This window comes from Arthrobacter globiformis NBRC 12137 (genome assembly GCF_000238915.1).
Lineage (GTDB): Bacteria > Actinomycetota > Actinomycetes > Actinomycetales > Micrococcaceae > Arthrobacter > Arthrobacter globiformis.
The window spans coordinates 68,334-88,727 of the sequence record NZ_BAEG01000085.1 but is presented as its reverse complement, the minus strand read 5'-3'; the positions used below and the strand labels follow the sequence as shown (position 1 = coordinate 88,727).

The 20,394-nt window shown below is 66.4% G+C and carries 25 protein-coding genes, 1 other RNA gene and 1 riboswitch; of the genes, 14 read left to right on the top strand and 12 right to left on the bottom strand.

Annotated features, from left to right (window positions below):
• The first annotated feature begins 55 nt into the window (after positions 1 to 55).
• The 11 genes from ARGLB_RS17110 to ARGLB_RS17065 all read left to right on the top strand — a co-directional run bounded on the left by ARGLB_RS17110 (position 56) and on the right by ARGLB_RS17065 (position 8,483).
• Positions 56 to 304, top strand: coding sequence for a hypothetical protein (locus ARGLB_RS17110; protein WP_003804898.1), 249 nt, complete (start codon positions 56 to 58; stop codon positions 302 to 304).
• Positions 305 to 307: 3 nt separating this feature from the next.
• A complete protein-coding gene (locus ARGLB_RS17105) occupies positions 308 to 703 on the top strand; it encodes a TadE family protein (RefSeq protein WP_003804896.1) in 396 nt (131 codons plus the stop codon).
• Positions 684 to 1,286 carry a hypothetical protein gene (locus ARGLB_RS17100; protein WP_003804893.1) on the top strand — a complete coding sequence of 201 codons (603 nt, stop codon included), beginning with the start codon at positions 684 to 686 and terminating at the stop codon, positions 1,284 to 1,286. The genes ARGLB_RS17105 and ARGLB_RS17100 overlap by 20 nt, the downstream gene beginning before the upstream one ends.
• 65 nt (positions 1,287 to 1,351) lie before the next feature.
• Entirely contained in the window at positions 1,352 to 1,765 is a 414-nt protein-coding gene (locus ARGLB_RS17095; RefSeq protein WP_003804891.1) for a pilus assembly protein TadG-related protein, read from the top strand.
• Between the two features lie 66 nt (positions 1,766 to 1,831).
• The gene (gene prfB / locus ARGLB_RS17090; protein ID WP_043419576.1) at positions 1,832 to 2,947 is read left to right on the top strand and encodes a peptide chain release factor 2; all 1,116 of its coding nucleotides are present in this window, start codon (positions 1,832 to 1,834) and stop codon (positions 2,945 to 2,947) included.
• A 172-nt stretch (positions 2,948 to 3,119) separates the two neighbouring features.
• Entirely contained in the window at positions 3,120 to 3,914 is a 795-nt protein-coding gene (ftsE, locus tag ARGLB_RS17085; RefSeq protein ID WP_003804887.1) for a cell division ATP-binding protein FtsE, read from the top strand.
• Positions 3,911 to 4,825: a permease-like cell division protein FtsX gene (gene ftsX / locus ARGLB_RS17080; RefSeq protein ID WP_003804884.1), complete on the top strand. Its 915-nt coding sequence runs from the start codon at positions 3,911 to 3,913 to the stop codon at positions 4,823 to 4,825. The genes ftsE and ftsX overlap by 4 nt, the downstream gene beginning before the upstream one ends.
• Before the next feature lie 24 nt (positions 4,826 to 4,849).
• Positions 4,850 to 6,238 (top strand): M23 family metallopeptidase, encoded by a 1,389-nt coding sequence (locus ARGLB_RS17075; RefSeq protein ID WP_003804882.1) that lies wholly within the window; start codon positions 4,850 to 4,852, stop codon positions 6,236 to 6,238.
• Between the two features lie 114 nt (positions 6,239 to 6,352).
• Positions 6,353 to 6,823, top strand: coding sequence for an SsrA-binding protein SmpB (gene smpB / locus ARGLB_RS17070; RefSeq protein ID WP_003804881.1), 471 nt, complete (start codon positions 6,353 to 6,355; stop codon positions 6,821 to 6,823).
• 116 nt (positions 6,824 to 6,939) lie between these two features.
• Positions 6,940 to 7,308, top strand: a transfer-messenger RNA (tmRNA) gene (ssrA, locus tag ARGLB_RS22905).
• Between the two features lie 191 nt (positions 7,309 to 7,499).
• A complete protein-coding gene (locus tag ARGLB_RS17065) occupies positions 7,500 to 8,483 on the top strand; it encodes a S1C family serine protease (protein ID WP_003804878.1) in 984 nt (327 codons plus the stop codon).
• 71 nt (positions 8,484 to 8,554) lie between these two features.
• Here ARGLB_RS17065 and ARGLB_RS24335 read toward each other — a convergent pair whose 3' ends face one another.
• Both ARGLB_RS24335 and ARGLB_RS17060 read right to left on the bottom strand, forming a co-directional pair.
• Positions 8,555 to 8,689 (bottom strand): hypothetical protein, encoded by a 135-nt coding sequence (locus ARGLB_RS24335; protein WP_280959915.1) that lies wholly within the window; start codon positions 8,687 to 8,689, stop codon positions 8,555 to 8,557.
• Positions 8,690 to 8,816: 127 nt separating this feature from the next.
• A complete protein-coding gene (locus ARGLB_RS17060) occupies positions 8,817 to 9,179 on the bottom strand; it encodes a hypothetical protein (protein ID WP_003804875.1) in 363 nt (120 codons plus the stop codon).
• A gap of 22 nt (positions 9,180 to 9,201) precedes the next feature.
• On the opposite strand from ARGLB_RS17060, the gene ARGLB_RS17055 reads away from it, so the two are divergent.
• A complete protein-coding gene (locus ARGLB_RS17055) occupies positions 9,202 to 10,587 on the top strand; it encodes an MFS transporter (RefSeq protein WP_003804874.1) in 1,386 nt (461 codons plus the stop codon).
• A gap of 5 nt (positions 10,588 to 10,592) precedes the next feature.
• Here the strand turns inward: ARGLB_RS17055 and ARGLB_RS17050 are convergent, their stop codons facing one another.
• The 9 genes from ARGLB_RS17050 to ARGLB_RS17010 form a co-directional block, all read right to left on the bottom strand.
• Positions 10,593 to 10,958: a fluoride efflux transporter FluC gene (locus ARGLB_RS17050; protein ID WP_003804872.1), complete on the bottom strand. Its 366-nt coding sequence runs from the start codon at positions 10,956 to 10,958 to the stop codon at positions 10,593 to 10,595.
• Entirely contained in the window at positions 10,955 to 11,446 is a 492-nt protein-coding gene (locus ARGLB_RS17045) for a fluoride efflux transporter FluC (RefSeq protein ID WP_003804869.1), read from the bottom strand. Before ARGLB_RS17045 ends, ARGLB_RS17050 begins: the two co-directional genes overlap by 4 nt.
• Before the next feature lie 6 nt (positions 11,447 to 11,452).
• On the bottom strand, positions 11,453 to 12,166 hold the full coding sequence (locus ARGLB_RS17040) for a metal-dependent transcriptional regulator (RefSeq protein WP_003804868.1): 714 nt from the start codon (positions 12,164 to 12,166) through the stop codon (positions 11,453 to 11,455).
• A gap of 10 nt (positions 12,167 to 12,176) precedes the next feature.
• A complete protein-coding gene (locus ARGLB_RS17035) occupies positions 12,177 to 12,956 on the bottom strand; it encodes a class I SAM-dependent methyltransferase (RefSeq protein WP_003804866.1) in 780 nt (259 codons plus the stop codon).
• A gap of 83 nt (positions 12,957 to 13,039) precedes the next feature.
• Entirely contained in the window at positions 13,040 to 14,446 is a 1,407-nt protein-coding gene (locus ARGLB_RS17030) for an aminotransferase class V-fold PLP-dependent enzyme (RefSeq protein ID WP_003804865.1), read from the bottom strand.
• A 34-nt stretch (positions 14,447 to 14,480) separates the two neighbouring features.
• Positions 14,481 to 14,594: riboswitch (SAM riboswitch) on the bottom strand.
• A 179-nt stretch (positions 14,595 to 14,773) separates the two neighbouring features.
• Positions 14,774 to 15,586 carry a histidinol-phosphatase gene (gene hisN, locus ARGLB_RS17025; RefSeq protein WP_003804863.1) on the bottom strand — a complete coding sequence of 271 codons (813 nt, stop codon included), beginning with the start codon at positions 15,584 to 15,586 and terminating at the stop codon, positions 14,774 to 14,776.
• 66 nt (positions 15,587 to 15,652) lie between these two features.
• The gene (gene rsgA, locus ARGLB_RS17020; RefSeq protein WP_003804862.1) at positions 15,653 to 16,768 is read right to left on the bottom strand and encodes a ribosome small subunit-dependent GTPase A; all 1,116 of its coding nucleotides are present in this window, start codon (positions 16,766 to 16,768) and stop codon (positions 15,653 to 15,655) included.
• Positions 16,752 to 18,158, bottom strand: coding sequence for a 3-phosphoshikimate 1-carboxyvinyltransferase (gene aroA / locus ARGLB_RS17015; RefSeq protein WP_003804859.1), 1,407 nt, complete (start codon positions 18,156 to 18,158; stop codon positions 16,752 to 16,754). The genes rsgA and aroA overlap by 17 nt, the downstream gene beginning before the upstream one ends.
• Before the next feature lie 21 nt (positions 18,159 to 18,179).
• Entirely contained in the window at positions 18,180 to 18,749 is a 570-nt protein-coding gene (locus ARGLB_RS17010; protein WP_003804857.1) for a DoxX family protein, read from the bottom strand.
• Positions 18,750 to 19,043: 294 nt separating this feature from the next.
• Here ARGLB_RS17010 and ARGLB_RS17005 point away from each other — a divergent pair, with 294 nt between their 5' ends.
• Together ARGLB_RS17005 and rsrA are read left to right on the top strand one after the other, a co-directional pair.
• On the top strand, positions 19,044 to 19,898 hold the full coding sequence (locus ARGLB_RS17005; protein ID WP_003804855.1) for a sigma-70 family RNA polymerase sigma factor: 855 nt from the start codon (positions 19,044 to 19,046) through the stop codon (positions 19,896 to 19,898).
• Complete coding sequence (gene rsrA / locus ARGLB_RS17000; protein ID WP_003804853.1) at positions 19,895 to 20,155, top strand: mycothiol system anti-sigma-R factor; 261 nt, start codon at positions 19,895 to 19,897, stop codon at positions 20,153 to 20,155. Before ARGLB_RS17005 ends, rsrA begins: the two co-directional genes overlap by 4 nt.
• Before the next feature lie 84 nt (positions 20,156 to 20,239).
• On the opposite strand, the gene ARGLB_RS24480 is transcribed toward rsrA, so the two are convergent.
• Positions 20,240 to 20,314 carry a 50S ribosomal protein bL37 gene (locus ARGLB_RS24480; protein ID WP_369299106.1) on the bottom strand — a complete coding sequence of 25 codons (75 nt, stop codon included), beginning with the start codon at positions 20,312 to 20,314 and terminating at the stop codon, positions 20,240 to 20,242.
• Positions 20,315 to 20,394: the final 80 nt, after the last annotated feature.

The window sequence follows — 20,394 nt, the reverse complement described above, 5'->3', positions numbered from 1 at the left end:
ACCGCCGGCAGCGGCCCTGCCCAACAACAAACAAACTCGCAGAAAAGGGAAGCACATGACATTCATAGCCAGGCACGGACTAGCACTTGTCGCCGCGGTGACGGCCCTGATCGGCCACTGCTTGGCTGCAGTCCTGCGCCCCTGGAAGATCGCGACGTCGGCGGACCATCCTGAGCGCGGGGATGTGCCCGGCTGGGTCATGATCACCCTGATGTCGGCGGTCCTTGTCGCCGCGCTGCTGGCCCTGGCCGGTCCGGCCCTGGAAGCCATGTTCAACCAGGCAATGGACACGGTCGGAAAGTAGCCTGTGAACGGGACCGGCGCGGACACCTCCGGGCGCGAGAGCGGTGCTGCTGTGGTCGACTTTGTACTCGTGGGTGCCCTGCTGACCATGTTTTTTGTGTCCATCATCCAGCTCGCGCTCATCCTGCACGTCCGGAACACACTCATCGATGCTGCGGCTTCCGGCGCCCGGTACGGAACCCTGGCGGACCGCAGCGCGGACGACGCCCGGCGCCGCACCGGCGAGCTCATCGGTACGGCGCTCAACGCGGACTTCGCCCGGGACATCGAAACGCGCGAAGTCACATTCCAAGGGCTGCGGACGCTGGAAGTTACTGTCAGGGCCCCCTTGCCGGTCATCGGTCTGATCGGTCCCCGCGAAGGGCTGGAGGTCACCGGACATGCCGCGATCACCGGCTGACCGCGGCCGACGGCACCTCACCAGCAGGGTTGCGGGCAGGCTCCGGGAAGCTCTGTGCCTTGACGGCCGTGCCCGCCCCGGCACTCTCGGCGCCCACCGCGCCCGAGACGCGGAAAGCACCCGTGACCCGGAAAGCACCCGCGACCCGGAAAACTCTGGGTGCGACGGCGGGCAGCGGGGGAGTGCGGTGGTCGAGTTCACGTTCCTTGGACTGCTCCTCATGGTGCCCGTGGTCTACTTCATCATCACTGTTGGGCAGATCCAGGGCGGCTCCTTCGCCGTGGTGGGTGCAGCTGACCAGGCGGCCAAGGTCTTCGTAACCCGGCCCGATGCATCGTCTGGCCGGGCGGCAGCAGAGCAGGCCACCATGGTGGCCCTTGCCGATTACGGCCATCCCGCCGGGAACGCCAGCGTTGAGATCAATTGTGACTACGGAGGCGACTGCATGGCGGCGGGCTCAGCTGTCACCGTCACCGTGCGGCTTACCGTGCCGTTGCCTTTCGTGCCCTTTGGGGAGGCACTTCGGCTCAACGCCGGCCAGCTGAGCGCCTCGGCCACTCAGGTTGTGGGCAGGTTCCGTTGATGCTTCCTGCAGCTGGCCGCACCCCCGCCCGATCAGCGCGAGCGGGTCGTGACGAGGATGGGCAAATGACAGTCCTCATCATCGGATTCGTCATGCTGGCCCTGCTGGTCAGCACCGTGGTCATGGCGGCCTCCAGCCTTTACATAGAGCACAAGAAACTCCTGTCGCTCGCGGAAGGCGCTTCGGTGGCCGCCGCCGACTCCTACACGCTCGGCCAGGTCGAAACGGCCGGCGGCACTCCCTCGGCACTGCTGAACGGTGACCGGGTCCGGAACGTCGCAGCCGACTATCTCAGCCGCAACGGCGCCTTCGGCCGGGTTGCCGGGCTGGCCGTAGCATCCGGAACGGGCACGCCCGACGGTTCCACCGCCGTCGTGGTTCTCAGCGCCACGGTGCACCCGCCGGTGGTCAATTTCCTCATCCCGGACGGCATCACCATTGCGGCGTCATCCACCGCGCGCTCGCGGCTGACCCGATAGCCTGGTCCGCCGGCACCCCGCGCCGGGCGCAGCCGGTTAGGGCGGATAGCGTACGCTTAAACAACCATGGCTCAAATTGATTTTGCTGCAGAAATCCGCGCGTTGCGCGGCACCTATACCTCCATCGAACAGGTCACCGATGTCGAGGCGCTCAAGGAAGAGATCGCAGAACTGAGCGAGCGTGCCGGCGAGCCGGACCTCTGGGATGACCCTGCGGCTGCGCAGGTCATCACCTCTCGGCTGTCGCACCGGCAGTCCGAACTGGAGCGGCTGAACACCCTGGCTTCCCGCATCGATGACCTTGAGGTGCTGGTGGAGCTCGGCCAGGACGAGGACGACGCCGACTCCATGGGGGAGGCGGAGGCGGAGCTGGAGTCCATCCGCAAGTCGCTGAAGGACCTTGAAGTCGTCACCCTGCTGTCCGGCGAGTACGACGAGCGCGAGGCCGTGGTCACCATCCGCTCCGGTGCCGGCGGCGTTGATGCCGCGGACTTTGCCGAGATGCTGCTGCGCATGTACCTCCGGTGGGCGGAACGCCACGGCTACCCGACCACCGTCATGGACACCTCCTACGCGGAGGAAGCGGGCCTCAAGTCCGCCACCTTCGAGGTTAATGCGCCGTATGCGTTCGGCACGCTCAGCGTCGAGGCGGGAACACACCGGCTGGTCAGGATCAGCCCGTTCGACAACCAGGGGCGCCGGCAGACGTCGTTTGCTGCCGTGGAAGTCATTCCGCTGATCGAGCAGACAGACTCCATTGACATCCCGGACAACGAAATCCGCGTGGACGTCTTCCGCTCGTCCGGCCCCGGCGGCCAATCGGTGAACACCACCGACTCCGCGGTCCGCCTGACGCACATACCCACCGGCACGGTGGTATCCATGCAGAACGAGAAATCGCAGCTGCAGAACCGCGCCGCCGCGATGAGGGTCCTCCAGTCGCGGCTCCTGCTGCTCAAGAAGGAGCAGGAAGACGCCGAGAAGAAGGCCTTCGCCGGCGACGTCAAGGCGTCCTGGGGCGACCAGATGCGCTCCTACGTCCTGAACCCGTACCAGATGGTCAAGGACCTCCGCACTGAGCATGAGGTGGGAAACACCTCCGCCGTGCTGGACGGTGCCATTGACGACTTCATCGAAGCCGGGATCCGCTGGCGCACCGACAACCGCAACGCCGAACGCTAGACGCGCCAGGGGCAAGGGACGCAATCCCGCGACACGCCCCCCTGAGTCCCGCCTGAGCATGGCAGCCCGTGCGTATAGTCGAGAGGCCGGAGCTCTACTTCCCCCTAGCGAAAGCCCCCGCACCGGTTGCAGACCATGCCCTTAAAGCCGTGTCCTGCAGGGTTTTAGGGTCATGATCCGTTTCGAAAATGTCACCAAGGTCTACGACCAGAAGGCCAGGCCCGCCCTGGATTCTGTGAGCCTTGAAATTGACCGTGGTGAATTCGCCTTCCTCGTCGGCGCGTCAGGATCCGGCAAGTCCACGTTCCTGCGCCTGGTCCTCAAGGAGGACCGCGCCACCTCCGGCACCGTCTACGTCGCCGGCCAGAACGTAGCCAACATCTCCAGCTGGCGCGTGCCCCGACTGCGCCGCGGAATCGGCGTGGTGTTCCAGGACTTCCGCCTGCTGCCGCAGAAAAACGTCTTCGCCAATGTTGCCTTTGCCATGCAGGTGATCGGCAAGAGCCGCAGCGTCATCCGCGACACTGTCCCCGAAGTGCTTAAGACCGTAGGCCTGGAGGGCAAGGAAAAGCGCATGCCCCACGAGCTCTCCGGCGGTGAGCAGCAGCGCGTTGCCATTGCCCGTGCCGTGGTCAACCGCCCCGGCATCCTGCTGGCCGACGAGCCCACCGGCAACCTGGACCCCACCACGTCGATGGGCATCATGGGGGTGCTGGACAAGATCAACCAGAACGGCACCACCGTGGTCATGGCCACTCACGACGACGACATCGTGAACGAGATGCGCAAGCGAGTGGTGGAGCTCAAGAACGGCAGGGTCATCCGCGACGAAGCCAGGGCCCTCTACACGTCGATGATCCCCGTCGTCGGCCAGTCCCGAAGGCTCAAGGACGCCAGCGGACGCGACGACGCCGCGGACCCGCGTGGCGAGACGGTCCGCGATCAGGCAGGGGAGGGCCGGCTGTGAGGCTCCAGTTCATCCTCGGCGAGATCGGCGGCGGCCTGCGGCGAAACCTGTCGATGGTCGTCTCCGTCATCCTGGTCACCTTCGTGTCCCTGACCTTCGTGGGTGCGGCGGGGATGCTCCAGCTGCAGATCAACCAGATGAAGGGCTACTGGTACGACAAGGTCCAGGTGGCCATCTTCCTTTGCGGTGAAGGGTCGACGGCGGCCGGCTGCGCCTCGGGTCCGGTGACGGCCGAACAGCAGGACAACGTGCGGACCCTGCTGGAATCGCCCGCAGTCGCCCAGTACATCAACGACTTCCAGTTCGAGTCCAAGGACGACGCCTACAAGCACTTCAAGGAGCAGTTCTCGAACTCTCCCATCGTCGATTCGGTCACGCCGGACCAGCTTCCCGCCTCATTCCGGATCAACATGAAGGACCCCGAGAAGTACCAGATAATCAGCGAGACCTTCGCCTCGCAGCCGGGCGTGGAAACCGTCATCGACCAGCGCCAGGTCCTGGAGCGGCTCTTCTCCGTGATGAACGCGGCGTCCCTCGTCGCAGTGATCATTGCCGGAGTGATGACGGTGTGCGCCATCCTGCTCATCGCCACCACAATCCGGCTCTCGGCGTTCAGCCGGCGCCGGGAAACGGGGATCATGCGGCTCGTGGGAGCGTCAAAGACAGTGATCCAGCTGCCCTTCATCCTCGAAGGCGTGATCGCGGCGGTCATCGGCGCAGCCCTCGCGTCCGGAACGCTGTGGGCCGTGGCCCACTTCTTCCTGGGCGAATACCTGTCCAAGCAATATCCGGATACAGCGTTCATCTCGCCAGCACAGACCCTGCTCCTCGCCCCGGCCCTGGTGGGGCTGGGTGTTGTTCTGGCGGGCACTTCATCTCTGCTCACGCTCCGCCGATACTTGAGGGTGTAGGCCATGCTCACCGAAGGAATGCACATGACGAGTTCCGGCAGGCCCATTCGAAAGAGCCCGGCGGGGCGCCAGCGCAGGATTCTCAGTGCCGCCGTGGCACTCATGCTGGCCGCGAGCCTGGGTGCGTCAGCGCCGGCCGCCTTCGCGGACGACCTTGAGGACCAGCAGGCCGCCCTGAAGGCCGAAGCCGCCCGGGTCCAGCAGTCGCTCGAATTCGTCGATGCAAAAATTTCCAAGGCAGCCGGGGACCTCGTGATCTACCGCGGACAGCTTCCGGCCGCGCAGCAGGCGCTGCTCGAGGCCCAGGGCCGCGTGGCGAGTGCCGTCAAGGAAGTGGAAGCCCTCGCTGCCAGGGTGGATCTCGCGCAGCAGAACAAGGCGAAGATCACCCAGCAGCTGGACGCAGACAAGCAAAAGATCGCCAGCACCAAGAAGCTGATCGGCCAGATCGCCACCCAAGCATACAAATCGGGCGGCGTGCCCTCCGACCTCACGCTGTTCTTCGGCTCCAACAACACCGGCAGCCTCACGGACACGATGGACATGGCCGACCAGGCGCTGCGCAGCCAGAACTCCGCAATGGAAAAGCTGACCCAGCAGAACGCCACCAACGTCAACTCGCAGGCCCGCCTGCAGGCTGTCGAAGCGGAGATCAAGGAGCTCAAGGCCAAGGCTGACGCGGCGCTTGCCAAAGAGAAAGCCGCCCGCGACGAGGCCGCCGCCAAGAAGGCCAAGGTGGACAAGCTCATCGCGGACACCACGCGCCTGAACAACGAACTCGAGGCAGCCAAGCCCGGAATTCAGAAGAAGCTGGCTGGCGTCAAGGCGCGCCAGGACGCCGTCGCCGCCGAAATCAAAGAGCGCGACCGCAGGCTGCGCGAGGCGTGGCTCGCCGAGCAGCGGCGGATCGCAGCCGCAGCCGCGGCAGCGGCGAAGGCCAAGGGCGAGCAGCCCAAGCCTTACGTGCCTCCGGTGGCAGGTCCGCCGTCGGCCTTTGGCCTCCGCCACCCATTCCCCGGCAGCGTACCCATCACGTCCGGTTTCGGGTGGCGGGCGACGCCGCCCGGCACCATCGACTTCTACGGTGCAGGCGGATACATGCACACCGGCATTGACTTCGGTGCCGCCTGCGGCACGCCGGTGTACGCCGCCGCAGCCGGCACCGTTTTCTCAGCCGGATGGGCGGACGACGGCGGCGGAAACAACGTCAAAATCTCGCATGGCGTGGTCCAGGGCAACTCGCTGACCACGATCTACTACCACAACACCAGCGTGGTGGTCTCCGTCGGACAGCAGGTCAGCCAGGGGCAGCTCATCGCCTACTCGGGTACCACCGGGAACTCCACGGGCTGCCACTCGCACTTTGAGACCTGGCTGAACGGCGAGGCGGTTGACCCGATGCGCCTGCTCTGACGTAGGGCGCCGGCCGCCTGGCGACGCGGGGCAGCCGGCGCACCTGCGTAGAATAGTAAGACTTTGTTCCGGTGCCGCCGGAACAGCCAGTACCGAGAACTGAGGAGTTGAACCGTGCCCAAAGAAAGTGGCCGTAAAGTCGTGGCCACCAACCGGAAGGCCCGGCACGACTACCACGTCATGGACACCTACGAGGCGGGCATCGCGCTCATGGGGACTGAGGTGAAGTCCCTCCGCGAAGGCCACGCCTCCATGGTCGACGGGTTCTGCACCTTCTACAACGACGAGCTGTGGATGGAAGGCATCCACATCCCTGAGTACAACCAGGGCAGCTGGACCAACCATGCGGCCCGCCGGCGGCGGAAACTCCTGCTGCACCGCGAAGAACTCATCAAGATCTCGCACAAGATCCGCGAATCAGGTTTCACCATTGTCCCGCTGCAGCTGTATTTCGTGGACGGCCGGGCCAAGGTGGAGATCGGCATCGCCCGCGGTAAGAAGGACTACGACAAGCGCCAGACCCTTCGCGAACAGCAGGACAAGCGCGAGGCCCTCCGCGTCATGCGGGAACGCAACCGGCGCTAGGGCTGCCGACGCGCGTGCGCCGGCTGGAATGAAATGCCGTTCCGATGCGTTATGCTTGGTAGTCCGGCAGGGATCAGGTTCTGAACCTGCGCTCCGCCGGTTTGGTAACAAAATACGGGGATGATCGGTTTCGACGATGTTAGTCGCGACAGGTGAAGCGGGCCGAGGATGCAGAATTATCTCGTAAACGCTGTCTGCAAACCAATAAGTGCCGAATCTAAGCGCACTGACTTCGAACTCGCTGCCTAAGCAGTAGTTCAGTCCGTCAGCCCGGGGATGCTATCGCCCCGGATCCTGGCGTCATTTAGATAGCCACTGCTGTTTGCTCCCGTCATCGGAGTAAACGGGACTCTTAGATGACTGGGCCCGGATCAGCCGCCTGTTTGCAGGACGGCTGGGGCCGAGAAAATCCGACGCAAACTGCGCCCGGAGAAGCCCTGACAACACGACATCGGACGGGGGTTCAATTCCCCCCATCTCCACTAAATCCCGTTACCTGACGGGGAACGCCCGGACCTCGGTCCGGGCGTTCTTCGTTTAAGCTGCTGGCCCAGGTGCGGCAACTGTTGCTGTTCACCCACGGCGTAGCCCGCACGGGACTACCCGCCCTGCCGACGGGGTTGTGACAGGTATCACGAATCCAGCGATTCGAAACCCAGCGGTAGGGAGGCATGCCATGTCCACGGCGGCTGCAAACGAAACGGGTCCGGTCGACGACGGCGCGGCGCTCGACGCCTATTCGGAGACGGTCATCAGGGTGGCCAGGACGGTCACACCCCATGTGGCCGCCATTGAGATGACGGGGAACCGGCGCAACGGACGGTTCCGGGTCGGCGCCGGATCAGCGGTCCTTTTTACCGAGGATGGCTACCTGCTGACCAACGCCCACGTGGTGGCCGGGACCCGGAAAGGACGTGCCGTCTTCGCTGACGGCTCCGGTACTGATCTGGAGGTGGTGGGCGCGGATCCGCTGTCCGATCTTGCTGTGGTCCGGGGCCGTGCCCCGCATGTCGCGCCGGCGGAGTTCGGTGACGCCGAGTCTCTGCAGGTGGGGCAGCTGGTGATAGCCGTCGGGAACCCGCTCGGACTGTCGGGCTCGGTGACGGCAGGTGTGGTCAGCGGACTGGGACGCGCCATCCCCGTCTGGGCCGGACGCAACCGCAGGGTCATTGAGGATGTCATCCAAACCGACGCCGCCTTGAACGCCGGCAGTTCCGGCGGGGCACTGGCCGACTCACGAAGCCGGATCGTGGGAATCAACACTGCGGTGGCCGGCGCCGGGCTGGGGCTGGCGGTTCCCGTCAACAGCACGTCGCGCCGGATCATCTCCGCGCTCCTGTCGGACGGCCGGGTCCGGCGCGCATATCTTGGAGTGGTCAGCACCCCGATCCGCCTGGGTGCCAGCGAAGTGGTCCGCACCGGCCAGCGGGAGGGGCTGCGAGTGGTGGAGGTCCTGTCCGGTTCCCCGGCGGAGCAGGCAGGTCTGCGGACCGGCGATGTGCTGCTGCGGGTAGGCTCGCGTGCTGTCAGCAATGCCGAGAGCCTGCAGAAACTGCTTTTCGCCGAGGCCATCGGTGTCCCGATGAACATATCCGTCCTTCGCGACGGACACCTCACTGACGTATCGGCGGTTCCCGGCGAAATGGCGGACTGGGGATAGGCAGGAACCGGAGACAAACAACGGGGTGGCCAGGAGCTCCCTGGCCACCCCTAACCTATGTTTTCCGGCAATCAGCGCTTCTTCAGATGCGCCACAGGGTCCGGGGCTCCCTCAATCGGGGCCTTGGCTTTCTTGTCCGCGCGTTTCTGTTTAATGGTCTTGGCTGCTTTTTTGTGCTGTTGCTGGTGCGGCGACTTGTCCGGCATGGCGTGCTCCCTCGTCAGAGGGGCAGGAGGATGCCCCTCCCTACGTAAATTACGCCTGTTCCAGCCCAAATGTAACTGCCCGGCTACGCCCTCTGCACAGGCCATCCGTCAGCCAGCGACTGCCGCGTCAGCCAGCGACGTCGGCGATTCCCACAAACCTGGTGCCCACACCGTCGAACTCGCTCCGTATGAACCCGGGCGCCGGCCGGGGAACTTCTGAGGGCCGGTGATGATCGCAAACGACATACGTGAACTCGGGCCACCACTTCTTTGGCCGGGCCGCCTCCTCGTAACCACAGACCGCGCAGACGAGATGCACCCACACCGGCCTTTTCCCTGTCCGGTTGGCGCGGGACTGAACGAGCCAGGCGGGGGGATTGTCCAGCAGCTCACCCAGCTCGGCTTCGGTCAGAAGCTTGGGAATGCCGTGGCGCTGCGCCATTTCCAGTGGTACATCCAGGGCAATTGCCGCATCACGTCTGCTGATCACCCAGTCCACGATACGGTAAGTCATGAGCGATGCCAGCCAGACCACCGCGCCCACGCGCCTCCAGCGACAGGTACTGGCGGTCGCGATCGTGGCGTCCTTCATGGCGATCCTCGACAGCTTCGTGGTCAGTCTGGCACTGCCCGCCATCGGCAGGGAACTCGGCGGCGGCCTCCGCATCCAGCAGTGGGTGGTGGACGCCTACCTCCTGACTCTGGGTGCCCTCATCCTGGCGGCGGGCTCGCTGTCGGACCATTTCGGGAGGGTGCGTGTGCTGCAGTGGGGGCTGGGCGGGTTTGCCCTCACCTCGGTCCTCTGCGGGGCAGCGTGGACCGGCGAAATGCTGGTGGTCAGCCGGGGGCTGCAGGGAGTGGCGGGAGCACTCCTGGTGCCCAGCTCGCTGGCGCTGATCGTCAGCCACTTCGACAGTGCTGCGCAGGGGGCGGCCATCGGCAAATGGTCGGCGTGGACAAGCGCCGCCGCCATCGTGGCCCCTTTGATTGGCGGCATATCGGTGGACCTGCTCTCGTGGCGGGTCATCTTCTTCGTCAACGTCCTGCCGGCGGCGGCCATCTGGCCAGTCCTGACCAGGCTGCGGAAGGCGGATGCTGCCTCCAGCTCTGCCGGCATCGACATTGCGGGAGCACTCCTGGCCGTCGTTGCACTTGGCGGACCGGTCTATGGACTGATCGAGCAGGGGAGCGTGGGGTGGGGCAGCCCGCAGGTCTGGCTGCCGCTGGCCGCAGGTCTCGTCGCCACCGTGCTTTTCCTCGTCCATGAATCTCGGACAGCCGCGCCGCTTCTGCCCCTGCGCATGTTCACTGTCCGCAACTTCGGCTGGGGCAACATCGCCACCGCCGCGATATATGGCGGATTTTCCCTTGGGTTTTTTGCACTGGGCATCTACATCCAGCAGGTGGGCGGCATGAAGGCGACCACCGCCGGCCTGGCTCTGCTGCCCTCCACGGTGATCCTGATGCTGCTGGCATCGTTTTTCGGGGGACTCGCCGGCAAGCACGGGCCGCGGTGGTTCATGACTGCCGGGCCGGTGCTGTGTGCGGCCGGATTCCTGCTCACGCTGTCCGTTGGCGGCTCCCTGAACTACTGGACCCAGGTCCTGCCCGGGCAGCTGGTTTTCGGCCTCGGCCTTTCCATGACGGTGGCACCGCTGACAGCCGCCATCCTGGGATCCGTTCCTGAGAAGCAGGCGGGCGTGGGCTCCGCGGTGAACAATGCGGTCTCACGAATCGCCGGCCTGGTCTGCATCGCGTTTGCGGGGTTCATCGTGGGTCCCGAGCTGACGACGCCGGGCCTGCACCGCGCGCTGCTGGCCACGGCGGTACTGCTGTTGCTGGGTGGGGCCTGTTCCGCCGTCGGAATCCGCAACCCGGTGCCGGCTAGCCCCCGTTGATCCGGCTAGCCGCCGCTAATGGCAAGCCCTGCCGCGGCGGCAGCCAGCCCCAGCAGCAGGTTGGCGAGGATGTTGGCGGCGGCGGCGACGTAGCGCCGTTCGCTCGCCAGCCGCACCGTCGCAGTGGTCCACGAGCTGAATGTGGTCAGGCCGCCGGCGAACCCGGCGGCCAGGGCAGCGTGCCATTCCGGGCCGAACACCGAAGTGACGCCCACCGACAGCCCGATCACGAACGAGCCGGCCACGTTGACCAGCAGGGTAGCCCAAGGCCAGTGCCGCCGCGGCGACGGGAACCCGGCCAGCCAGCCATCCACGGCGAACCTGGTGAGGGCGCCGGCGATGCCGAAGAGGCCCACGAGGAGTGCCGTCACGGTCCGGTCCCGTCAGTACCGCCGAAGGGCCCGGTGCCGCCGAAGCCACGGGAAGCGCCCAGCACCCTGCCGGTCCGCCAACCGGCGGCGGCCGCCGCCAGCCCCAGCAGGACGGACAGCCCCAGATAGAGCAGTCCCACCCCGGGGAGTCCGGATCGGGTCAGCTGGTCCGTGGAAAAGACGACGGCGGAAAAGGTGGTGAAAGAGCCCAGCACGCCCGGCCCGATGGCCGCACGGAGCCAGAACGCGGTCTGCGGCCGCGCGATCCAGATGGTGGTGAGGGCCGCCAGCACGAAGCTGCCAACGATGTTGATGCCCAGAGTGGCCCACGGCATTTCTCCCGGCTGGTCCGGGAACAGCAGTCCCAGCATGTACCGGAGCTCCGTGCCGAGCAGCCCGCCGGCTGCCACCGCAGTCCAGACCCGCCAACCGTAGCCGGAGTCCGTCTTGTGGGCGGTGCCAGTGCCGCCGGCCAGGGGAGCCCGCACCTGCGACTACAGGCCGGCCATGCGGCAGCCGGGATGCGCGGAGTCGCTGTGGATCCACAGCGCGGAGGCCACTTCGTCGGCGAGGTCAACGTCGCGGCTGGTCCCGGGGGAACCGATGCGGACCACGAGCGCACCACCGAAGGGCTTGCGGCCGCGCACCTCGACGTCGGCGTCGAGGCTGATCTTTTCGGCGGCGAGATAGCGCAGCAGCTCCGGGTTCTCGTCGCTGATCCGGGTGATCCTGCCGGTGTGGCCGTCGTCGAGTTCGATCATCCGGTGGGCCGACGGCATCCGGACGGTTCCGTCAGCCGCGGGGATGGGATCGCCGTGCGGGTCCCGTGACGGGTTGCCCAGCCGGGCTGCCAGCCTCTCTATGAACGTGTCCGAGACCGCGTGTTCCAGCTGTTCGGCCTCGTCGTGGACTTCGTCCCAGCTGTATCCCAGGTCCTTCACCAGGTACGTCTCGATGAGCCGGTGCCGCCGGACCATGGAGAGGGCCAGCCGGACCCCTTGGGGCGTGAGCGTAATGGCGCTGTACGGCTTGTGGAGGACCAGGCCCTGGTCCTTGAGTTTGCGCACCATCTCGGAGACCGAGGAATTGGCCACGCCGAGGCGCTGCGCAAGCTGGGTGGAGGTGATGGGCTTGTCCTGCCACTCCGTGAAGGAATAGATGACCTTAACGTAGTCCTCGATCGAGGAGGAGGGCGTACTGGTCTTCACAGTTTCAAGCCTACCTGCTGCCACCACGGCCCTCCGCCCTGACAGCCCGCCAGGTCTGGGTGAGGTAAGGGAGCTGCAGCAGTTCACCCTCGGCATGGCCCAGGTGCTCGTGCAGGTACCAGTTCAGGTTGCCGGCCACCTTGGCGCGGGTGGCGTCGTTGGCCGCGAGGTAATAGCTGCGGGACTTGGCCAGTTCGAGGATGTCGTCCGGAGTAACAGCGTCTTCCCACCGCGTTAAATGGCTCTCCAGGGACGTGAATTCCGGGCCGATTTTGGGGCGGAAGTCGGGCTTGTGGACGTCGCCGGCGTGCATGATGCGGGACAGCCGGTGCACCCAGGGCACTGACGTGTCCAGCTGGTTCCAGATCAGGCCCAGCACCCCGTGGGGCCTGAGGATCCGGGAGATCTCGGTACTGGCGCGCAGCGGGTCGCACCAGTGCCACGCCTGGGCAACGCTGACGACGTCGAACGAGGCCTCAGGCAGGCCGGTCTCCTCCGCGGTTCCCACCAGGGCTTGAACCCCGGGGTAGGTGCGGCCGAGCTGCTCCAGCATATCCACGGAAGGGTCCACGGCACTGACGCTCAGCCCGCGTTCCACCAGCAATGCCGTGAATTTACCGGTTCCGGCGCCGATGTCGGCGACAGCGCTGGCCCCGGCTGGGATGAGCCAGTCCGCGGAATCGCCTGGGTAGCCGGGACGGACGCGGTGGTAGTGCTCGCCACCGTCCTGGAAGCTCTGCCCGAGCTCCAGCCGCCGCCCGTGATGAAGTTTGGGACCGCCCCGTGCCACGCACAGTCTCCTTAGCCCGACGTCGAAAATTACCTTTCGAATTTACCGTACGGGGACCGCTGCCGTAGCAGGCGGGGTGGAGATCAGTCCTGCGTGCAGGGTGCGGCGCCGGCGGTGCCGGGGGTGTTGGGTGCCCACTCGGGGTAGGTGCGGGTGTCGTTCGCCGGAACCCAGCGCCCGGCGTCCACCACGTAGTCCCAGCCGAGGCCGGAGCGGCGGAGCTCCTCGATGCCGGCGAGCAGCCGCTGGACGTCCTCGAGCCGTGATCCCACGCCGAAGCTGGCGCGCAGGGAACCGGACGGCAGGCCGAGGCGCTTCAGCAGCGGGTGCGCGCAGAAGCGGCCGTCGCGCAGGCCCACGCCGTGTTCGGCCGACAGGTAGGCGGCCACCAGGCCGGCGTCGTAACCCTCCACGGAGAAGTTGACCACTCCAATGGCATCGTCCGGGTCGCTGTCCTCGAAGATCTGGTGGACGGTGACGCCGTCGATCTTGCGCAGCCCCTCGACGAGGAAGGACCGGATGGCGGCCTCATGGGCGTGCCAGTGCTGCGGATCAAGGGCAGCGATCACCTGGGTTGCCCGGGCCAGGGTGGCAGCGCCGAGCACGTTGGGTGAGCCGCCCTCGTGGCGCGCGGGGCCGGTGGCCCAGCTGACGCCGTCGAGCCGGGCCTCGCTCACGGCGCCGCCTCCGGCGAGGTGCGGGGTGCCGGCGTCGAGCCAGTCGGGGCGGCCGATCAGGACGCCGGCCCCGAAGGGGGCGTAGAGCTTGTGGCCGGAGAAGGCGAGGTAATCGACGTCGTCCGCGGCGATGTTGATTCGGCGGTGCGGCGCCAGCTGGGCGGCGTCCACCACTATCCGGGCGCCGTATTCATGGGCCAGTGCAGCAAGGCGCCGGATGGGAAGGATTTCGCCGGTGACGTTGGAGGCGCCGGTCACGGCAAGGAGGCTGACATCGCCGTGCGAAAGTTCGGTGCGCAGGCTGCTGATGGTGGCTTCCAGCGTTTCCGAGGCCACGACGCTGCGGTGCGGCACGCCCTGCCACGGCAGCAGGTTGGCGTGGTGTTCGATGTCCAGGTACAGCACTTCACCGGTGTGGTGGTGGTCCTTCACCGGCAGGCAACCGGCCAGAAGGTTGAGGGAGTCGGTGGTGTTCCGGGTGAAGATGACGGCGTCATCGGCGCGGCCGCCCACGAACTCCCGCACGATGCTCCGCGAGTTCTCGTACACGGACGTGCTGATCTGCGAGGCATAGCCGGCACCGCGGTGCACGCTGGCGTAGTACGGCAGGATCTCGTTGAGGTACGCAGAAACCACAGAGAGTGCAGGCGCGGAGGCGCCGTAATCGAGGTTGGCGTAGCGGACGTGGCCGCCCTGGATCAGCGGAGCCTGGATTTCTGCGCCGGTAACGGCGGCCAGGGGACGTCCGGCGGCGGCAAATCGGCCGTCCAGCACGCCGGCGTCGGTGGTGGAAGAGATGATTGCAGTCGTCATGGGACCTCACTGAGAAAGGACCCCGTGTGACGGGGATCCGCGCTTGCCGGGTCCGTTCCGGATCGGCCTGGTCGTCACCCGGGGCACCCCACCGCGAATGGAGGGTTGCCGGCCAGCTAACCGGGGTTTAGCGCTGGCACTCGTGACCTGTTACGAGACTAGGACATCCGGACGGGCGATGAAAAAGCCGGACAGGAATGTTAAGCGGATTGTTACGCAGCCCGGATATCGGGCTTACGGCCGAATATACGACGGCGGTCGCCACCAAAAGGGGGCGCCCGCCGTCGTAATATTCAGCGCCGAAGCGCCGGGGGGAGGAGACAGGAACTAGAGCAAATCGTCCAACTGCGGATTCAGGCGCTTCAGGACTTCGGAGTGCAGGATCGAGTTGGTCGCCAGAGCGTTGCCACCGAACGGGCCGTCGGTGCCTTCGAGGGAGGTGAAACGTCCGCCTGCCTCCGTCACGATCGGCACCAGTGCCGCCATGTCATAAAGGTTCAGCTCCGGTTCGCAGGCGATGTCCACCGCGCCTTCTGCCACCATGCAGTAGGACCAGAAATCGCCGAAAGCGCGGGTGCGCCACACGTCCTCGGTGAGCTGGAGGAACTCATCGAGGTTGCCGCGGTCCTTCCAGCCCCCGAGGCTGGAGTAGGACAATGAGGCATCGGCGAGGCTGGACACGTTGGATACCTTGAGCCTCGTGGCGGCGGCGAGGGACCGGCCCGAGTAGGCGCCGGCGCCCTTGGCCGCCCACCAGCGCTTGCCCAGCGCAGGGGCGCTGACGACGCCCACCACGGGTTCGCCCTCGTCGACGAGGGCGATCAGGGTGGCCCAGACCGGCACCCCGCGGACAAAGTTCTTGGTGCCGTCGATGGGGTCGATGATCCAGCGGCGGGAACCGTGGCCGGAACTTCCGAACTCCTCACCGAGCACGGCGTCGCGGGGACGGGAGCGGGACAGCTGGCCGCGGATGGACTCCTCGGCGGCCTTGTCCGCATCGGTGACCGGCGTCAGATCCGGCTTCGTCTCGATCTGGAGGTCCAGCGCCTTGAACCGGCTCATGGTCTGGTCGTCCACGGAATCGGCCAGCACATGGGCCAGACGCAGGTCATCGTTGTAGGTTGAAGCGGGTTGGGTCATGGTTCCAAACTACCCTCAAAGGCCCGGCGGGGCGGGGAGGCGGGGGCCGGGCTGCGCCGGGGAAGGCTAGCCGACGCTGCCGAGTTCCTTGGTTTCCTGGGCCTCCATGCGCGGGTCGGTGCCCAGCAGGCGGCGCAGGGACGCCAGCCTGGCTGCTCCGGTGGGCCCGGCATGGCCTGCCGCGACCCACGCATCCACGCCGCAGTTGACGGCGGTGGCGTCGTGCTTGCAGCCGCGTTCGCAGGCCTCGGTGCCCGGCTCAAGGTCGGGGAAGGAGTGCAGGATGCGGTCCGGGTCGACGTGGGCCAGCCCGAACGAGCGGATGCCCGGCGTGTCGATGATCCAGCTCCCGGCCGGGGCGTCAGCGAGCTTGAGCGCGAGGGCCGACGACGACGTGTGCCGTCCGCGGCCCGTCACGGCGTTGACGCCGCCGGTGGCACGTTCGGCCCCCGTCAGCGCATTGACCATGGTGGATTTTCCGACGCCGGAATGGCCCAGCATCACAGTCACCTTGCCGTCCAGATGGGCGCGGAGTTCGGACACCGCGGCAACGTCGAGCCGGGCGGAGAGGCCGTCGTCGGACCGGGCGTCGATGCCGGATGCTTCCGAGTCAGCCGTGCGGCTGATGATGACCGGAAAGTCGAGGTGGCGGTAGTTGTCGAGCAACTCGGTGGGATCTTTGACATCCGCCTTGGTGACCAGCAGCAGTGGTTCGATACCGGCGTCGTAGGCTGCCACCAGCGCCCGGTCGATGAAGCCGGTGCGGGGTTCCGGATTTGCGGCAGCAACCACCACCACCAGCTGGTCCGCGTTGGCAACAACAGCGCGTTCCACAGGGTCGGTGTCATCGGCGCTGCGGCGCAGCAGGGTCTTGCGGTCCTGGATTTTCACGAGCCGGGCGAGGGTGTCCGGCTCGCCGGAGACGTCGCCCACGAGGGACACGAAGTCGCCGGCCACCACGGGGGAGCGGCGCAGCTCCCGGGCGCGGGCGGCGATGACCGTCCGCTCGTGCCCGGAGTCCTCGCCGACGACGGCCGTGTACCGGCCCCGGTCAACAGTGATGATCCGTCCGGTGACGGCATCCTCATGGCTGGGGCGGTCCTTCGTCCGGGGCCGGGAACCTTTTTTGTTCGGCCGGATCCGGACGTCGGACTCGTCCCAGGAATCAGTGCTGCGGGCCACCGGCGGTCCCCGCGGTGTTGGCCCTTGCAGTGTCAGGCGCTGCCGTGTCGGTGACAGCACTGCTCCGCTGGCCGAGCATGTCCGCCCACAGCTGGGGGAAGTCCGGCATGGTCTTGGATGTCGTGGCGATGTCCTGCACTTCGACACCCCTGACCGCCAGGCCGAGAATGGCCCCGGCGGTGGCCATCCGGTGGTCGGCGTAGCTGTGCACGACGCCGCCGTGCAGTTCCGATGGCCGGATGATGAGGCCATCGGCGGTTTCCTCGGCATCGCCGCCGAGGCGGTTGATCTCCGTGACAAGCGCGGCGAGCCGGTCCGTCTCGTGTCCCCGCAGATGGGCGATGCCGCTCAGCCGCGAAGGGCCGGAGGCCAGCGCGCACAGTGCCGCGACGGTGGGTGCCAGCTCACTGGTTTCGGCGAAATCAGCGCCTTTGATTTCACTGCCGCCGGTCACCGTCAGGGTGCCGTCCTGCAGGGTCACCGCAGCACCCATGTCTTTGAGGATGCTGCGCCACATGTCACCGACCTGCGTGGTGTGTTCGGGCCAGTCCGGAATCCGCACTGTGCCGCCTGCTGCGAGGGCAGCGGCCAGGAACGGGCCGGCGTTGGACAGGTCCTGTTCGATGCGCTGGTCGAACGCACGGATCGGGCCGGGGCTGACAATCCAGTGGTTGGGCGTGGAGTCGTCCACCACCACGCCCGCCCCGCGCAGCACGGCAACAGTCATGTTGATGTGGTCCAGGCTCGGCACGGTGCTGCCGGAATGTTCCAGATGCAGTCCTTCCGTGAACCGCGCTCCCACCAGCAGCAGGGCGGAGACAAACTGGGAGGACGCGCTGGCGTCGATGACGAGGTGCCCGCCGCGGACCTGCCCCGTGCCTTCAACGCGGAACGGCAGCGAAGCCGGCATTCCGCCGTCCTCTCCGCTGACCGTTACGCCGAGCCCTGCAAGCGCCTCAATGATGGTCCCCATCGGACGCTCCCGGGCGTGCGGATCGCCGTCGAAAACGGTTGCGACACGGCGCAGTGCCGCCATCGGCGGAACAAACCTCATCACCGTTCCGGCAAGGCCGCAGTCGATGGCGACGTCGTCACCGCTGGAGTTGGCCGGAACCGGCGTCACCTCCAGGTCCGGGCCGAAGGCGCCATCGCCCGGCACCTCCCGGATGTCCGCGCCCAGCTGGCGCAGGGCTGCGATCATCAGGGCTGAGTCACGGGAATGCAGCGGTGCCCGGAGCCGGGACGGCCCGTCGGCCAGCGCGGCGAGCACGAGGTACCTGTTGGTCAGCGACTTTGAGCCCGGCACGCGGACCGTAGCGTCAACCGGCTGCTCCGCAAACGGTGCAGGCCAGTGCGGAGCAGCGCCGGAGGCTTCAGCGGACGCGCCCATGGGTGATGCCGTCATTCTTGCTTATGCCCCCACCGCGTGGTCAACAGCCTTGCGGACTGCCCTGTCGGCCCTGCGGACGGCCTTGTCGGCAGTGTGCAGCTTCTTGCCGGTGGTCTTGCGCGCATCCGCGGCGAAGTGGGTCGCGGTCTTCCGTGCGTCGGCGGCGAGGTGCTCTGCGCGCCAGGCCAGGCCGGGCTTGCCGGCTGTGTCCACAGAGGCGAGCAGCACACCGCCGGTGAGAGTGATGTTCTTGAGCAGCTGGTTGCGGCGGGCTTCCCGGCCCTCCTTGCTGCTGATGTCGGCGCTGCGCCATTCAACGAAGGCGTTCAGTGCCGAGATGACGGCCAGCACCGAGGCCGCCAGCCGCGCAGACTTGCCGAGCGCGAAGAGGACGCCGGCACCCACCTGCGTTCCGCCGATGATGCGTGCCAGAACCTTTTCGTCCGTCTGGAACGGGAGGGCCTCAGAGGCACGGCGCAGGAGGGGCGACAGCTGCTGCGCGGTGTCGTCCGCATTCCTAAGCTTGTCCGTTCCGGCGAGGATGAAACTTGAGGCCAGCATCGGCCGGGCAAAAAAGCGGACAACGGACATGAATTTCCTCCTGGATGGCCGAGCCGCGGTGGCCGCGGCGGAGTCGGTTCTAGTCTTGCACTTTTGCGGAATATTTGCCCACCGCACGCCGTTGTGCTCTTCAGACCGGAAGCAGCCTGTGGACGGTGTCCTGTGCGGTTTCCGGCACGTAGCGGCGGCTGGGGCATGGCCGGAACCGTCAAGAGCGCGGACCGTACCTCGAACGCGGGCCTTACTAGGCGGAGTGGAGATGGAGCATTGACTTTGGTGAAGGAAGCTGTGGGGGTGCGAAGTCCCGCCAGGATGGGGCCGTTTGTGGTGCCTGAAACCGACGCGCTTGAGGCAGGGCGTGCCTTCCCGGGCGACGGCTTCCCCGGCACGGACTACGGTGCGGCACGCCGTCAGGGGCGGCCGGCGCCGGTCAAAGTAGACTTGAAGGCAATGAGCACCGTGGATCCGGCCTTACAGGCCACACAGGAGGATGCCGCCAACGGCATCCCGGATAATGGCACGTCACGCGCCGCTGATGCGGCAGAGGATATCGACGTGGGCTCGGAGGACGCGGAAGCGCGCCGGGCCCGGTTTGAGCGCGACGCCATGCAATACGTGGACCAGCTGTATTCAGCGGCCATGCGCATGGCGCGGAACCCGGCCGATGCCGAGGACCTCGTGCAGGAGGCCTATACCAAGGCGTTCTCGGCGTTCCATCAGTACAAGCCGGGTACCAACCTGAAGGCCTGGCTGTACAGGATCCTGACGAACACCTACATCAACCTGTACCGGAAGCGGCAGCGGGAACCCCTGCAGTCCAATTCGGACACCATCGAGGACTGGCAGCTTGCCCGTGCCGAGTCCCACACCTCCAGCGGCCTGCGGTCCGCGGAGGCCGAGGCTTTGGACCACCTGCCGGATTCGGACGTCAAGCGGGCGCTGCAGGCCATCCCGGAGGAGTTCCGGCTGGCCGTGTACTTCGCCGACGTCGAGGGCTTCGCGTACAAGGAAATTTCGGACATCATGAACACCCCCATCGGCACTGTGATGTCCCGGCTCCACCGGGGACGGAAGATGCTGCGGGACATGCTGGCGGACTACGCCGCCGACCGGGGATTCAGGGCTGCTGCAGACGCCACGGCGGCAACGGAAAGCAACAAACAGGAGAACGGGAAATGAGCGACTGCCAGGGATTGGGCGATTGCGATGACACAAGGATGCAGCGCATCTACGAGTATCTGGACGGAGCTTTGACCCGCAGCGACCTTGCGGAGATCAAGCACCACCTTGACGAGTGCCCGGAATGCGCGCAGCAGTACGATCTTGAGTGCGTCATCCGGAAAGTGGTGAAGCGCTCCTGTACCGAGGCGGCGCCGGAAAACCTTAAGAACGCGATTCTGGACCGGATCCACGCCATCCGGCCGGTGGAGGCCTGACGGCATTCCTGACGTAAACGCGATGCCCCCGCTACCTTGCTGGTAGCGGGGGCATCGCGTTTAAGCTTCGGTTCAAGCCGTGGCTTAGGTGTTGGGGCGCTTCCCGTGGTTCGCGCCGCCACGCTTACGGTCACGACGCTTACGTGCACGCTTGCTCATAGCTGGCCTCCTTAATTTCGTTACCCAAAAGAGTTACCCTCCAGTCTCCCATATCAGGGGACAGGCCGCGAACCGGGGCC

Coding starts and splice junctions, on each gene's coding strand:
- ARGLB_RS17110 (WP_003804898.1), top strand. CDS start 56: ATGACATTCATAGCCAGGCACGGACTAGCACTTGTCGCCGCGGTGACG.
- ARGLB_RS17100 (WP_003804893.1), top strand. CDS start 684: ATGCCGCGATCACCGGCTGACCGCGGCCGACGGCACCTCACCAGCAGG.
- ARGLB_RS17095 (WP_003804891.1), top strand. CDS start 1,352: ATGACAGTCCTCATCATCGGATTCGTCATGCTGGCCCTGCTGGTCAGC.
- prfB (WP_043419576.1), top strand. CDS start 1,832: ATGGCTCAAATTGATTTTGCTGCAGAAATCCGCGCGTTGCGCGGCACC.
- ftsE (WP_003804887.1), top strand. CDS start 3,120: ATGATCCGTTTCGAAAATGTCACCAAGGTCTACGACCAGAAGGCCAGG.
- ARGLB_RS17075 (WP_003804882.1), top strand. CDS start 4,850: ATGACGAGTTCCGGCAGGCCCATTCGAAAGAGCCCGGCGGGGCGCCAG.
- ARGLB_RS17065 (WP_003804878.1), top strand. CDS start 7,500: ATGTCCACGGCGGCTGCAAACGAAACGGGTCCGGTCGACGACGGCGCG.
- ARGLB_RS24335 (WP_280959915.1), bottom strand. CDS start 8,689: ATGCCGGACAAGTCGCCGCACCAGCAACAGCACAAAAAAGCAGCCAAG.
- ARGLB_RS17055 (WP_003804874.1), top strand. CDS start 9,202: ATGAGCGATGCCAGCCAGACCACCGCGCCCACGCGCCTCCAGCGACAG.
- ARGLB_RS17030 (WP_003804865.1), bottom strand. CDS start 14,446: ATGACGACTGCAATCATCTCTTCCACCACCGACGCCGGCGTGCTGGAC.
- hisN (WP_003804863.1), bottom strand. CDS start 15,586: ATGACCCAACCCGCTTCAACCTACAACGATGACCTGCGTCTGGCCCAT.
- aroA (WP_003804859.1), bottom strand. CDS start 18,158: ATGGGCGCGTCCGCTGAAGCCTCCGGCGCTGCTCCGCACTGGCCTGCA.
- ARGLB_RS17010 (WP_003804857.1), bottom strand. CDS start 18,749: ATGTCCGTTGTCCGCTTTTTTGCCCGGCCGATGCTGGCCTCAAGTTTC.
- rsrA (WP_003804853.1), top strand. CDS start 19,895: ATGAGCGACTGCCAGGGATTGGGCGATTGCGATGACACAAGGATGCAG.